The sequence below is a fragment of the Streptomyces sp. NPDC091387 genome, assembly GCF_044756945.1.
Lineage (GTDB): Bacteria > Actinomycetota > Actinomycetes > Streptomycetales > Streptomycetaceae > Streptomyces.
This window is the reverse complement of the sequence record NZ_JBIVTZ010000001.1, coordinates 249,014-262,722: the sequence shown is the minus strand read 5'-3', so window position 1 is coordinate 262,722 and position 13,709 is coordinate 249,014. Positions and strand designations below refer to the sequence as shown.

Here is a 13,709-nt window from a genome sequence, read left to right as displayed (position 1 = left end):
CGTCCCGGCGGGGACGCTGCCGTTCGTGCCAGGGCTAAGACACTGCCGCTCGCGGTACCGGGACCGGCCGCCATGATCAGCAGGGCGATCGTGCCGCCGGGCATCAGCTTCCGGTCAAAGGCCTGCACGATCGCCATCAGGGCGGCCACGCCGAGCGCCGCCGACGAGACCGGCGCCGGGTGCGTCCGGTCGGAGAGCCGGCCGCCGATCGGCCGGAAGACCACGGTGACCAGCGGGATACCGATCGCGAACGGCGTATCGCCCAGGCCCAGCAGGAAGCCCTCGGGCGGCATAGCGCCGTAGGGGTCCCTCGCCGGGATCAGCAGCGGCACCGGCACGGCGACCAGCAGCGACTGCTGGAACGCACTCAGCCCGACCCGGTCCTTGTAGTCCCCGGACAGGGGCGTGAGCCCGGCCCCGGCCCGTCGGCCTGCTCCATCCGTGAGCCGGGCGACAGGCACCCGCGGGCGCCTGAGAAGTCGCTGTTGCCCGAAAGCTGAGACAATCGCGGTATGGACCGTCTGGACAGGGAAATCCTCGGCGTTCTCCAGGAGGACGCCCGGATCTCGTACCGCGATCTGGGTGCCCGGGTCGGGCTCAGCGCCAACGCCGCGTCCGACCGGGTGGGGCGGCTGCGCCGGGACGGCGTCATCCGCGGCTTCACCGTGATCGTCGATCCCGCCGCCGGCACCCGGACCGGCCTCGTCGTCTTCATCGACGTGACCCTGCGGATGGACACCACCAACGAGGTCTTCGAGCGGGCGGTGCTGACGCTGCCCGGCATCACCGAAGTGGTGCACGTGACGGGCGGGCACGACTATCTCGTACGCGCCACAGCCGCCGACACCGCCTCGCTGGACGCCCTGCTGCGCAGACTCAGGCGGGACGCGGGCGTGGCCCACTCCAACACCAGGGTCGCGCTCAGAGCGGCGCCTGCCAGCTGACGGCCGGCGGCCGCGAACCGTCCCGTTCGCGCCCGTCGTCGCCGACCGTCAGCCGGACCGCGGCCCGGCCGTCGGGCAGCGTGGCCGTCACATCGACCTCCACCTCGATCTCCGACACCCCGGCCCGCCGGTGCGCGGCCGCCAGGGCCCCGCGCAGCGCGGTGAGCAGCTGCCCGCCCACCGGCTCCCGCACGAGGGCGTCCACCGCCCCGGTGAAGTGCACCGACGGCTGGAAACCGAGCACCGCGGCCGCGCCCCGGGTCTCCCGCAGCACCTGGCCGCGGAAGGTGGTGGGGGCCTCCGCGGGCGGCTGCTGGAGGGCGAAGATGGTCGTCCGCACCTCCTGGATCGTGGAGTCCAGCTCGTCCACGGCCCTGCCGAGCAGCTCGTCCGTCTCCCCGGTGCCGGCCCGGCGGCGGGTCGACTCCAGCATCATCTCGGTGGCGAACAGCCGCTGGACGACGAGATCGTGCAGGTCGCGGGCGATCCGGTCCCGGTCCTCGTACACCGCGAGCTGCTCGCGGTCGTGCTGGGCGTCCGCGAGGACCAGCGCGAGCGCGGCCTGCGAGGCGAACTGCGAGGCCAGCAGCCGGTCCACGGCCGTGTACGGGCGGGCGCCGCGCCGCCGGGGCAGGGCGAGGGTGCCGATGAGCCGCCCGCCGCTCTGCAACGGCAGCATCATGCTGGGGCCGAACCGGGACCGTACGTGGGTGGTCATCCGGGGATCGGTCGCCGAGTCCTCCAGGAAGACCGGCTCCCCGCCCAGCAGCTGGACCAGGACCGGGGCATCGGGCGCGATGGTGGTGCCCACCAGGCTGCCCGGGTCGTCGAGCGTGGACGCGGCGACGATCTCCATCCCGCCCTCCTCGGTCGGCTGGAGGATCACCCCGGCCGCCGCGTCGCTGAGGATCCTGGCCCGTTCCGCCACGGTCATCAGGGCGTCGGCCGCGTTCTCCCCGGTCAGCAGGGTGTTGGTGACCGCGGCGGCGCCCTCGATCCAGCGTTCGCGCTGCCGGGCCGTCTCGTACGTCCGGGCGTTGCCGATCGCGACGCCGGCCTGCGAGGCGAGGACCCGCAGGAGGGCCGCGTCGGTGTCGGTGAAGTACGCGGTGGTCTTCTCGGTGAGGTAGATGTTCCCGAAGACCTCGTCGTGCACCCGGATCGGGGCGCCGAGGAACGAGTGCATCGTGGGGTGGTTGGGCGGCACCCCGGTGGCTCGCGGGTCGGTGGTGAGGTCGTCGGAGCGCAGCGGCCGCGACTCGTCGATGAGCGCGCCGAGCAGGCCCGAGTGGCTGTCCGGGAAGTCGCCGATGGCCTCCCGTTCGGCGTCGCTCAGTCCGGAGACGAACAGTTCGCGGATGCTGCCGCGCTCGGGGTCCAGCACGCCCAGGGCGCCGTAGCGGGCCTCGGTGAGTGCGGTGGCGGTGTCGACGATCTGCTGGAGGGTGGCCCGCAGTTCGAGGTCGCTGCCGACGCTCAGCACCGCTTCCAGGAGCATCGGCAGCCGGGGTGTCTGCGGGATTCCCCTGCGGGGTGCCGCGTCGCGTGGTTCGTCGGTCATCCGCCGTACGACCCGCGGCACTCAGCAGGAGAGCGGGTCGAGGACCATCGGGCGGATCTTGCCGTCCAGCATGGCGCCGAGCCCCAGTACGGAGCAGACGTCGGGCCGCTCGGCGATCTGCACCGGCATCCCGGTCGCCTCGCGCAGCATCTGGTCAAGGCCGGGCAGCAGCGCGCTGCCGCCGACCATCATGATCCCGCAGTCGGCGAGATCGGCCACCAGATCGGGCGGGCAGTCCCGCAGCACCTTGCCGAGGCCGTCCAGGACCGCGGTCAGCGGGCGGTGGATCGCCTGCCGCACGGCCTCGGTGTCGACCTGCACGGAGCGGGCCAGTCCGGTGGCCACGTCCCGGCCGTGGATCTCGGTCACGGCGGGGCCGTGCGGGGTGAGGCCGTTGCCGCTGAGCGCCAGCTGCAGGGGGCGCACGGACTGGCTGGGCAGCATCAGCTCGTGGTACTGGCGCAGGTGCTGGATCACCGCGTGGTCGATCGCGTCGCCGCCGATCGGGATGCGTACGGCGGTCACGATCGAGCCGAGCGAGAGCACCGCGATCTGGGTGGTCGCCGCCCCGCACACCATGATCATGGTGGCGGTCGGCTGCTCGACCGGCAGTCCGCAGCCGACGGCCGCCGCGATCAGGGTGTCGACCAGCTCGACCCGGCGGGCGCCGAGGCCGACCAGGGTCTCGACGGCGGCGCGCTGGGCGAGCGGATCGCTGTCGTGCGGGGTGCAGGCGGCGGCGCGCAGCCGCGGCTTGCGGCGCAGTTGCCGGCGGAGCTTCTCGCCGAGCAGCTGGCGCAGCATCCGCTGGGCCATCTCGATGTCCACGACGGTCCCGCCGGAGACCGGGCGGACCACCCGGATGTAGTCGGGGGTGCGGCCCGTCATCTGTTCGGCGAGCGCGCCGACGGCGATGAGTGATCCGGTACGGGTGTTCACGGCCGCGGCGCTCGGCTCGTCGACGACGAGTCCGAGCCCCTTGACGTAGACCCGGGTCCGGGCGGCCCCGAGGTCGACGGCGACATGGCAACGGCGCAACTGATCGAGGCTGACGGTCACGGCGGGTCTCCCGAGAGCGCAGATGGGGGTACCGACGGGCAGCCGGCTCTCTCCGTATCGTGCGCCGGTGGGGGGCGTTGTGCGCGCTGGGATGCGCCGTAGGGGGTACGGAGCTGACGGCTCGTCGGCGGCGGGCCGCGCGGTTCGGTCAGCGGGGGAGGAGCCGTTGGAACAGCCCCCAGGTGAACTCGGCGACGTACGGTTCGCCGGTGACCGGGGCGGTGATCGCGAGCGCCCAGCGGGTCGGCGCGCTGCCCTCCATCGGGCGGGCCGGTGCGAAGGCCCGCGCCACCTCGTCCACGGTGCACGACCAGGGGAGCAGATCCTCGACCGTGTGCAGGGCGGGGGCGGCCGCGCCGGGGGCCCGCACCAGCCACTCGTTCCACACGGCCCCGCCCGGTCCGGTCATCACCTCGAACCGGAGATCCGGCCAGAGCGGCACCGGCCACAGCAGGGCGTCGCACTCCAGATCACCGACCGTGCGGCGCAGGGACGACTCGGGTTCGCCGAGCACGGACCGGTAGCGGCGCAACGACCCGCGCCCCCTCGGCGCCCGCAGCATGGCCTGCCAGCGGCGGTTGGCCTCGCGCATCTCGGCGAGCGTGGCGCTCAGTTCGTGCCGGGCGTCCTCGACGAGGCCGGGCTGGTGGTCGGCCATCCGGCGCAACAGGACAAGCTGGAACTCGCGGGGGCCGAAAGGCGTGGCAGCGGTCATGGAATCAACGCTTCCACACAGGATCCTCACCTGAGCCGCTTTCTCCGTGGTCGGACGGGCATTTGATCTGCGGGCGCCATGGATTACTGCCACCCCTGTCAGCGGCATCTCAACGGCGCCCTGGCCTGTGCCGGATGCGGAACCCCCGCGGAGGCGCTGAGCCACTACGCCGTGCCCGCGTCCCTCCGCCACGAACCGGACGCGCGGGACGAGGAGGCCGCCCCGTCCCGCCCCGGCGACCGGCGCCGCCGGGAGCGCGAGGCTGCCCGGACGGAGCGCGCCGCCGCCCCGGCAGGGCACGGCGGGCACGGTTCGCGTCGGCCGCGCCGGGGCCGCCGGGCCCGCAGCCGTCGTGGCCGCGCGGTGCTGCCGGCGCTGCTCGGGGTGGTCCTCGCCGCCGGGGCGCTGAGCCTGGCCGAGCCGGCGGCCGAGCCGGACGGCGACGGCGCCTCGGACTACGTACGCGAATCGACGTCCGTCACGGCCGCGCCCGCCCCGCAGTCCACGGCGAGCGGGACGGCCGCGCCGCCCGGCCCGGTGCGGACGCCCGCGGGCAGCCCCTCGGTGGTCCCGGCCACCGACGCGCGCCCCTCCGGCGCCGCCGGTACGGGCGCCCCGCGTCCCGAAGGCGCCGCCTCGGCCCCGGCGGCGACCAGGGAGGTGTCCGTCCCGCCGTCCGGGGTGCCCGCCGTCCCGTCCGCCGTCCCGTCCGCCGATCCGTCCGCCGTCCCGTCGGAGCCGGAGGACGGCACGGGCGGCGGTGCGGGCGACGAGCCGTCGCGGCCCCCGGCTCCCGAGCAGCCCGCTCCGACGCCGACGCCCACGCCGACCCCACTCCGGAGCCGACGCCCTCTGACCCGGGCGGCTGCTGGTTCCTGTGGTTCTGCTGAGGTTCTAGAGACCTTCGGGAGCCGGGTCCTGGGCAGGCGGTTCCATGCCCAGCATCCGGCGCAGGAGATCCCGCAGGACCGCGCGGTCCGTGTCGGAGAGGCCCGCCAGCGGCTCGCGGGCGAAGTCGAGCGATTCGCGCAGTTGCCGCGCCGTTCGGGTGCCTTTCTCGGTCGGCGCGGCCAGCTTCACCCGCCGGTCTGCCGGGTCGGGGCGACGCTCCACCAGGCCGCGCACCTCCAGCCGGTCGACGATGCCGGTCACGTTCGACGGCTCGCACTTGAGCTTCTGCGCGATCCTGCGCATCGGCATCGGCTCCAGGGAGAGGAGCCCGAGGACCCGTGCCTGCGCACCGGTGAGGCTGTGTGCGGCGGCGGCCTCCTCGTACTCCTCGTAGTAACGCGCCACGACGGCGCCGATGAGCTCGACGACTTCGAGGGTCAGTGGGTCTGTACGAGTGGCCATGGCGCCCAGGATAGCCGGTTACTTGACAACATGAAATATCCAGGCGCATGGTTGTTTCACATGGTGAAGCTTTTCCGCTCCGGTCGAACGGCTTCCCGCACCGCACGAGACACACCCCCGAGACATCGAGGAGACACCGAACCCATGTCAGCAGCACTTCCCACGTCCAGCCGTGAATGGCACCTCGTAGCCCGCCCGCACGGCTGGCCGAAGGCCGAGGATTTCGCGCTGCGTGAGGTACCGGTCACCGCTCCCGCCGAGGGCCGGATCCTCGTCCGCAACCTGCACTTCTCGGTCGACCCGTACATGCGCGGCCGGATGAACGACGTGAAGTCGTACACCCCGCCGTTCAAGCTGGACCACCCCATGGAGGGCGGCGCGGTCGGCGAGGTCATCGCGTCCGGCGCCGAGGGGTTCGCGGTCGGCGACCACGTCCTGCACGGCCTCGGCTGGCGCGAGTACGCCGAGGTCCCGGCCGGGAACGCCGTGAAGGTCGACGCCTCCCTCGCCCCGCTCTCCGCCTACCTCGGCGTGCTCGGCATGACCGGGCTCACCGCCTACGCGGGCCTCTTCGAGGTCGCCTCCTTCAAGGAGGGCGACGCGGTCTTCGTCTCCGGCGCGGCCGGCGCGGTCGGCAGCCAGGTCGGCCAGCTGGCGAGGATCAAGGGCGCCTCACGCGTCATCGGCTCCGCGGGCTCCGCCGAGAAGGTCAAGCTGCTCGTCGAGGAGTACGGCTTCGACGCCGCCTTCAACTACAAGGACGGCCCCGTCGCGGAGCAGCTGCGCAAGGCCGCTCCCGACGGCATCGACGTCTACTTCGACAACGTCGGCGGCGAGCACCTCGAAGCCGCGATCTCCTCGTTCAACGTGCACGGCCGCGCGACCATCTGCGGCATGATCGCGCAGTACAACGCGACCGAGCCGACCCCCGGGCCGCGCAACCTCGCCCTCGTCATCGGCAAGCGGCTGCGCCTTCAGGGCATGCTCGTCGCGGATCACACCGACCTCCAGGGCCAGTTCGTCCAGGACGTGGCCGGCTGGCTGGCCTCGGGCGACCTGAAGTACCGCGAGACCGTCGTCGACGGCATCGAGAACGGCTTCGACGCCTTCCTCGGGCTGCTCCGCGGCGAGAACACCGGAAAGATGATCGTTTCCCTCGGCTGACACGGCCGCAGGGGCACCCGTTAGGCTCATTCCAGGCCGTCGCGATCGTGGGCGCGAGTCGCGGCGCATCAGCAGGAGGATTGACACGTCATGACCATTCAGGACATCGCCGTCGCGTACACCGCTGTCGCCACCGCCGAGAACGGCCGTGACGGCCGGGTCTCCTCGGACGACGGCAAGCTCGACGTGGTCGTCAACCCGCCGAAGGAGATGGGCGGAAGCGGCGCGGGCACCAACCCGGAGCAGCTCTTCGCGGCCGGCTACAGCGCCTGCTTCCAGGGCGCGCTGGGCGTCGTGGCCCGCCAGGAGAAGGCCGACATCTCCGGCTCCACGGTGACCGCCGCGGTCGGCATCGGCAAGACCGAGGCCGGTGGCTTCGGCCTGGAGGTCGCGATCACGGCGACCATCCCGAACGTCGACAAGGCGACCGCGCGGGCGCTCATCGAGAAGGCCCACCAGGTGTGCCCGTACTCGAACGCGACGCGCGGCAACATCAAGGTCGAGCTGTCGGTCGCCTGACCCAGCCGTACCGCCCGCACCACCCGTACCGCGTACAGCGCTCGTACGGAGCCGAGGGCCGCATCCCGTCCGGGGTGCGGCCCTCGGTTCTGTCCAGCCGGTGTCGCCGGCCGGCTCGACAGAAGGCGTACACCCGGTAGGCGGCGGCGGCCTCACCGATACGCTGACGCCATGCGTGATCTAGGGGCGGGCTTCGGCTATTTGATCAACGGGCAGCGCTGGGTCGCCCGCCATGGGCGGTGGTTGGGCATCGGCCTGATCCCCGGCGTCATCACCCTGGTGGTCTACGCGGGCGCGCTCGTCGGCCTCGGCTACGGGGCCGACGACCTGGCGGCCTGGGCCACGCCCTTCGCCGACGACTGGTCCTCGCCCTGGCTGGGGCTGCTCCGCACCACCCTGACCGTGCTGGTCTTCGCCTTCGGGCTGTTCCTGGCGGTGATCACGTTCACCGCCGTGACGCTGCTGGTCGGGCAGCCCTTCTACGAGTCGCTCTCCGAGGAGGTCGACCGGGCCGAGGGCGGCGAGGTGCCCGAGTCGGGGCTGCCGCTCTGGCGGGAACTGTGGATCTCCGCCCGGGACAGCGTGCGCATCCTGGTCCGGGTCGCCCTGTACGCCGTGCTGCTCTTCGCCCTCGGATTCGTCCCGGTCGCCGGCCAGACCGTCGTCCCGCTGATCGGCTTCTGCGTCACCGGCTACTTCCTCGCCGAGGAACTCACCGCCGTCGCGCTCCAGCGCCGCGGCATGGTGCTCAAGGACCGGCTGGTCCTGCTGCGCGGCCGCCGGCTGCTGATCCTCGGCTTCGGCGTGCCGCTGGGCCTCGCCTTCCTGGTCCCGTTCGTCGCCGTGTTCCTGATGCCGGGGGCCGTCGCCGGTGCGACGCTGCTGGCGCGCGAACTGGTGGGACAGGACGACGGGGCGGACGACGCGGACGACGCGGACGACGGGGCGGCGAACGGCGGGGAGGGCGAGGGAGCCACCCTGCCGCCCGCCCCGCCGCACACCGCCGCCGGCTGAGCGTCAGCTCGTGTGCACCTCCAGCGCGGTGCGGACCGCCGACTCCAGCGCCCCTTCGATCCAGGCGGGCTTGACCGAGGTGTGGCAGCCCGCGAAGTGCAGCGGGCCCTCGGCCGAGCGCACGTCGGCGAGCAGTTCGGTGTGCTGGCCGGGCAGCAGCACGGACGCCTCCCCGTACGCGTACGGGTCGCGCATCCACGACTGGGTGGCACCGGCCCCCGTGTAGAAGACCTCGACGCGCTGCCCGTACACGTCCTGCACCCCGGCCAGGGCGTGCGGGTAGCGCTCGTCGTCGTCCAGGGAGTCCCACTTCAGGGCGTCGTCGGCCCAGCTGTACGAGGCGAGGAGGACCCCGCCCTTGCTCGTGCCGACCGGGTGGGAGGGCTGGTACATGAACCGGTTGGCGTTGTCGGTGACCGAGCCGCCGCCGATGACGTGCGCCGCCTCCGGCTGGTTGCGGGCGGTCGCGCGGTACGCCGCGTAGTGCACGCGCTGGTTGGGCGGCAGGTGGCCGGACGGTACGGAGGGGTGCACGCCCAGCAGTGAACCGTCGGCCGGTGCCTTGCCGAGCCGGTACGCGTCGTACAGACCGGGCCGGATGCGGTTCAGCTCTGCCTTCCAGTCCTTCTCCTCGAACTCCCACCAGCGGCGGCTGAATTCGAGGAGCACCTTGGTGGCCGTGTCGTAGTGGATCTCGGTGATCGCGCGCCGCTTGCCGTACGAGAGCGCGGGGGTGACCGGGATGTGGCGCAGTCCGGAGAACGGCACGGTGACGATCGCCCGGTCACCGGTGAACGTCTCCCGCACGACCTTGCCGTCGCGGCCCTCCGACACCGTCTCGACCCGGACGCCGTCGGCCCCGTGGCTGATCCTGGCGGCCCGGCGGTCCAGCCGCACCAGGTCCTTGACCCGTGCGTACATCGCGTCGGCCAGCGTCGCGGTGCCGTCGGGCAGTTCGTAGAACGCGGTGTCCGGGCTGATCAGGGAGGCCCCGATGAAGCTGTGCACAAAGGCGAGATGGAGCCGCGAGGTGAGGTTCTCCACGGTGCCGATGAGGTCGATGGTGCGCTCGTCGAGCTTGGCCGCCTCGGTCAGGAAGCGGAACATCGACCAGTGGCCGTAGCGCTGGATGACCCGGGCCCAGCCCTTGACGAGCTCCGAGCCCTCCTTGCCCTCGAACTCCGCGCGCACGGGGGCGAAGGCCTCGCGCACGATGGCCGAGGCCGTCTTGTCCTCGAACTCGGCGGGGACCCCGAAGGAACGGTTCACCGCCTGCGGCTTCTTCGCGTAGTCCGCCTTGCGGACCCGGACGCCGTTGACGTGGATCCAGGTGTGGTTGGCGGGCCGGCCGGCCTCGTCGACGTCCACGAGGTAGAAGCGGCGGCGCTTCAGCTCGAAGCTGTCCATGAGTCCGGTGACGAGCGGGTGGCTGTCGGGGATCCGCATCGCCCCTGCCTCGGCGTACTGCTTCGGGTCGGCGAACGGCGACTTCGCGTTCTCGTGCCCGCCCGTGCGGAAGGTCTTGATGCGGCCGCCGACCCGGTTGCCGTTGGCCTCGATCACGGTGACGGTGTGCCCGGCCTCGCGGAGCAGGTGGGCCGCGGTGAGCCCGGCCGGGCCCGCGCCGATGATCAGCACCTTCTTGGGGGCCTTGCGGCTGCGGGGCAGTCCCTTGGAGAGGAGGACGTCGCGGTAGCGCGGCACCAGCGGCTCGTCCTGCTCGTCGCGCACGAGGATGGCGCGGGCGACGCCCAGACAGGCGTTCCAGTCGGAACCGGGGGCCGCCGGTACGGGGGCGGCGGGCGCGGGTGCGGCGGGGGAGCCGGGCGCGGCGGCGGCCGGGGTCACGGCGGTAGCGGCGAGGGCGGTGGCGCCTGCGGCGGCACCGGCGATCATGCTGCGCCTGGAGGGCAGGCCGGAGTTCGGTCCGGCGGGCTTGGAAATCATTCGGCCCACCTTGGGGGGCGCGAAACGGGCGCACGTGCACTTACGCGCGTAGACCGCCCGAAAGTGACCCGGAAATCACCCGGAGGTGAGGCTGGACGATCTTGTCGCGCCGGTGTTGCCGCAGCTCATGTCGTTCGGCTCATGTCATTCGGCGGGGGCTCGCGGTCCGTGTCCGAGGCGTCCGTGGTCTCCGGCCCCGCGGCCTGTGCGGTGTCGGGCCGCAGCAGCCGGAGGAAGTCCTGGAAGGCGGCGGGCATGTCCACCGCGTCCGGGTCCAGCAGCCACTGGTACTGCAGCCCGTCCATCGTCGCGACCAGGAGCGGCGCGGCGCGCTCCGGCGTGAGCCCGCCCGGCAGCCGCTCACCGAACTCGGCGCGCAGCATCGCCGCCATGCTCGCCCGGACCTGGGTGTAGCGGTGGGTGAAGAACTCCCGCGCCGGGTGTTCCTCCGTGACGCTCTCGCCGAGCAGCGCGGAGAAGGTCTGGACGACGCCGGGGCGCATCGCGTTGTACTCGACGAGGGAGCCGAGCAGTTCGGTCCGCCAGCCGCCGTCGCTGCGGGGCCCGCCGCCGGTGTCCCACTGGTCGCGCTCCTCCAGGACGGCGACGAGCATCGCCTCCTTGGTGGGGAAGTAGTGCAGCAGCCCCTGCTGGCTCAGGCCGACCCGCTCCGCGACCGCGCCCAGGGTGGCGCCCCGGTAGCCGCGTTCCGCGATCACCTCCAGGGTGGCGCGGAGAATGTCCGCCCGCCGCTCCACGCTCCTGGCCCGCACCATCGCCCGGCCCCTTCCCGCCCTCTTCCGGTCCACTTCCGATCCTCTTCCAGGACCGTACGCCATGCCTGTATGTTACGTATGGATAACGAACCCTACCGCTCTACCGGGCAGGGGTCACTATGGAGACATCCGGCAGAGGATCTCGACGAGGAGGCACGGCCGTGGCAGACGCGACCACACCCACGCACCCCGAGGCGGCCCGCGAGGCCGCCGCGGAAACGGCCCTGGCCGCGCTCGGGCTCGATGACAAGGCCCGGCTGCTGGCCGGGCAGGACATGTGGTCGCTGCCCGCGCTCCCCGCCGTCGGGCTGCGGTCCCTGGTCATGTCGGACGGGCCGATCGGGGTGCGCGGCGTCAGCTGGAGCGCCGACGACCCCTCCGTCGCGCTGCCCTCGCCCACCGCCCTCGCCGCGACCTGGGACCCCGCCCTGGCCCGCCGCGCCGGACACCTCCTCGCGCAGGAGGCCCGCCGCAAGGGGGTCCACGTACTGCTCGCGCCGACCGTGAACCTGCACCGGTCCCCGCTGGGCGGGCGGCACTTCGAGGCGTACAGCGAGGACCCGTACCTCACCGGGGAGATCGGCACCGGCTACGTGCGCGGGGTGCAGGAGGGCGGGGTCGGCACGACCGTCAAGCACTTCGTCGCCAACGACGCCGAGACCGACCGCTTCACCGTCGACAACATCGTCGGCCCCCGCGCCCTGCGCGAGCTCTACCTCGCGCCCTTCGAGCGGATCGTCACCAACGCCCACCCGTGGGGCATCATGGCCGCCTACAACCAGGTCAACGGCTCCACCATGACCGAGCACCGCTACCTCCAGAACGAGGTGCTGCGCGGCGAGTGGGGATTCGACGGCTTCATCGTCTCCGACTGGCTGGCCGCCCGCTCCACCGTCGCGGCCGTCAACGGCGGGCTCGACGTCGCGATGCCCGGCCCGAGGACGGTGTACGGGGCGGCGCTCGCCGCCGCGGTGCGGGCCGGTGAGGTCGAGGAGTCCGTCCTCGACGCGGCGGCGCGCAACGTACTGCGGCTCGCCGCCCGCGTCGGCGTGCTGGACGGCGCCCCGCCCGTGGTCGCGGAGGCCGACCGCCCGGCCGCCGTCGACGGGGACGCGCTGGCCCGGGAGATCGCCCGCCGCTCGTTCGTCCTGCTGCGCAACGAGCGCGGCGTGCTCCCCGTCGACCCGTCCGCAGTCCGGCGGATCGCGCTCAGCGGCGCCCTGGCCCGCGACGCCCGGGTGCTCGGCGGCGGCTCCGCGCAGGTCTTCCCGCACCACATCGTCTCCCCGCTCGACGGCCTGCTCGCGGCGCTCCCCGAGGATGTGCTCGACTACCGGACGGGCGCCGACCCGAACGACGAACTCGCGCCGGCGGACAAGGGGTTCACCCTCAAGGCGGTCTGCCGCGACGCGGCGGGAACGGTCATCGGATCGGCCCCGCTGCACACCGGCGCCGTCCAGTGGATCGGCGCCGACCTGCCCGCGGGCGTGACCCACGAGACGCTGCACAGCGTCGAGATCACCGGCACCTTCACCCCGCGCGACAGCGGCGAGCACGTCTTCGGCACCCGCGGCACCGGAGCACTGACCCTCACCGTCGCCGGCACGGCGCTCTACGACGAGGTGCACCGCGTCAGCGGCTCCGCCGACCCGGGCGAGGCGTTCTTCGGCAGCCCCCAGGAGCGCGGCCGGGTCACGCTCACCGCGGGCGAACCCGTCGAGGTCTCCCTCCGGCAGCTCCCCGAGACCCTCGGCGCCGACTCCCCGATCCCCGGCGTCTCGTTCTCCCTCTGCCACCTCGGCCCGCGCCGCGACCCCGGCGAGCTGATCGCGGAGGCCGTCGAGGCCGCCCGCGCCGCGGACACCGCGATCGTCGTCGTCGGCACCACCGAACGCGTCGAGTCCGAGGGCTTCGACCGCACCGGACTGCGGCTCCCCGGCCACCAGGACGACCTGGTCCGGGCCGTCGCCGCCGCCAACCCGAACACCGTCGTGGTCGTCAACTCCGGCTCCCCGGTGGAGCTTCCGTGGCGCGAGGACGTCGCCGCGGTGCTGCTCAGCTGGTTCCCCGGGCAGGAGGGCGGCGCGGCGCTCGCCGACGTCCTGCTCGGCGCCGCGGAACCGGGCGGCCGGCTGCCCACCACCTGGCCCGCCGTCCTCGCCGACGCACCCGTCGCGGCCACCACCCCCACCGACGGCGCACTCCACTACGACGAGGGCGTCTTCATCGGCTACCGGGCCTGGGAGAAGGCCGGTACGGCACCGGCGTACCCCTTCGGCCACGGACTCGGCTACACCAGCTGGACGTACGAGGCCCTCACCGTCACCGAGGACGCCGCGACCGTCCGCGTCACCAACACCGGCACCCGGCCGGGCGCCGAGACCGTGCAGCTCTACGTGGCCCCGCGGGCCGACACCGTCGAACGCCCGGCCCGCGTCCTCGCCGGCTTCGGCCGCGTCGAGGCGGCCCCCGGACAGAGCGTCGAGGTGACGCTGCCGCTGGAGCGGCGCGCGTACGAGATCTGGGACGAGACGGCGTACGGCTGGACCGTCGTGCCCGGTACGTACGAGGTGCAGGCGGCCCACTCGCTCGGTGACGTACGGCTGACGGCGCCCGTCGAGATCAAGCCCGTCGAGATCACGGCGTAACCCGCGCCC

At 73.1% G+C, this 13,709-nt stretch carries 12 protein-coding genes and 1 pseudogene; 5 read left to right on the top strand and 8 right to left on the bottom strand.

The genetic code is table 11. The features are described 5' to 3' along the window. Positions 1-5: 5 nt before the first annotated feature. A pseudogene (locus ACIQM0_RS01345) lies at positions 6-410 on the bottom strand (hypothetical protein); the annotation flags it as partial. Positions 411-512: 102 nt separating this feature from the next. On the opposite strand from ACIQM0_RS01345, the gene ACIQM0_RS01340 reads away from it, so the two are divergent. Continuing rightward, a complete protein-coding gene (locus ACIQM0_RS01340; RefSeq protein ID WP_401282219.1) occupies positions 513-944 on the top strand; it encodes an Lrp/AsnC family transcriptional regulator in 432 nt (143 codons plus the stop codon). On the opposite strand, the gene ACIQM0_RS01335 is transcribed toward ACIQM0_RS01340, so the two are convergent. The 5 genes from ACIQM0_RS01335 to ACIQM0_RS01315 all read right to left on the bottom strand — a co-directional run bounded on the left by ACIQM0_RS01335 (position 922) and on the right by ACIQM0_RS01315 (position 5,632). Beyond that, positions 922-2,505 (bottom strand): GAF domain-containing protein, encoded by a 1,584-nt coding sequence (locus ACIQM0_RS01335; RefSeq protein WP_401282216.1) that lies wholly within the window; start codon positions 2,503-2,505, stop codon positions 922-924. The two genes, ACIQM0_RS01340 and ACIQM0_RS01335, sit on opposite strands and share 23 nt — an antisense overlap. A gap of 21 nt (positions 2,506-2,526) precedes the next feature. Beyond that, complete coding sequence (locus ACIQM0_RS01330; RefSeq protein WP_401282213.1) at positions 2,527-3,564, bottom strand: rod shape-determining protein; 1,038 nt, start codon at positions 3,562-3,564, stop codon at positions 2,527-2,529. A 148-nt stretch (positions 3,565-3,712) separates the two neighbouring features. After that, positions 3,713-4,279, bottom strand: coding sequence for a hypothetical protein (locus tag ACIQM0_RS01325; protein WP_401282210.1), 567 nt, complete (start codon positions 4,277-4,279; stop codon positions 3,713-3,715). A gap of 455 nt (positions 4,280-4,734) precedes the next feature. After that, complete coding sequence (locus ACIQM0_RS01320; RefSeq protein WP_401282207.1) at positions 4,735-5,103, bottom strand: hypothetical protein; 369 nt, start codon at positions 5,101-5,103, stop codon at positions 4,735-4,737. 70 nt (positions 5,104-5,173) lie between these two features. Next, a complete protein-coding gene (locus ACIQM0_RS01315; protein WP_401282205.1) occupies positions 5,174-5,632 on the bottom strand; it encodes a MarR family winged helix-turn-helix transcriptional regulator in 459 nt (152 codons plus the stop codon). 144 nt (positions 5,633-5,776) lie between these two features. Between ACIQM0_RS01315 and ACIQM0_RS01310 the strand changes: the two genes are divergently transcribed. The 3 genes from ACIQM0_RS01310 to ACIQM0_RS01300 all read left to right on the top strand — a co-directional run bounded on the left by ACIQM0_RS01310 (position 5,777) and on the right by ACIQM0_RS01300 (position 8,329). After that, complete coding sequence (locus ACIQM0_RS01310; protein WP_401282202.1) at positions 5,777-6,796, top strand: NADP-dependent oxidoreductase; 1,020 nt, start codon at positions 5,777-5,779, stop codon at positions 6,794-6,796. A gap of 90 nt (positions 6,797-6,886) precedes the next feature. Next, entirely contained in the window at positions 6,887-7,315 is a 429-nt protein-coding gene (locus ACIQM0_RS01305; RefSeq protein WP_401282199.1) for an organic hydroperoxide resistance protein, read from the top strand. A 171-nt stretch (positions 7,316-7,486) separates the two neighbouring features. Further along, positions 7,487-8,329 carry an EI24 domain-containing protein gene (locus ACIQM0_RS01300; RefSeq protein WP_401282196.1) on the top strand — a complete coding sequence of 281 codons (843 nt, stop codon included), beginning with the start codon at positions 7,487-7,489 and terminating at the stop codon, positions 8,327-8,329. A gap of 3 nt (positions 8,330-8,332) precedes the next feature. Here the strand turns inward: ACIQM0_RS01300 and ACIQM0_RS01295 are convergent, their stop codons facing one another. Both ACIQM0_RS01295 and ACIQM0_RS01290 read right to left on the bottom strand, forming a co-directional pair. After that, positions 8,333-10,276: a flavin monoamine oxidase family protein gene (locus ACIQM0_RS01295; protein WP_401282193.1), complete on the bottom strand. Its 1,944-nt coding sequence runs from the start codon at positions 10,274-10,276 to the stop codon at positions 8,333-8,335. 125 nt (positions 10,277-10,401) lie between these two features. Further along, positions 10,402-11,052 carry a TetR/AcrR family transcriptional regulator gene (locus ACIQM0_RS01290; protein ID WP_401283358.1) on the bottom strand — a complete coding sequence of 217 codons (651 nt, stop codon included), beginning with the start codon at positions 11,050-11,052 and terminating at the stop codon, positions 10,402-10,404. Positions 11,053-11,213: 161 nt separating this feature from the next. Here ACIQM0_RS01290 and ACIQM0_RS01285 point away from each other — a divergent pair, with 161 nt between their 5' ends. Then, positions 11,214-13,700: a beta-glucosidase gene (locus tag ACIQM0_RS01285; RefSeq protein WP_401282191.1), complete on the top strand. Its 2,487-nt coding sequence runs from the start codon at positions 11,214-11,216 to the stop codon at positions 13,698-13,700. Positions 13,701-13,709 lie beyond the last annotated feature (9 nt).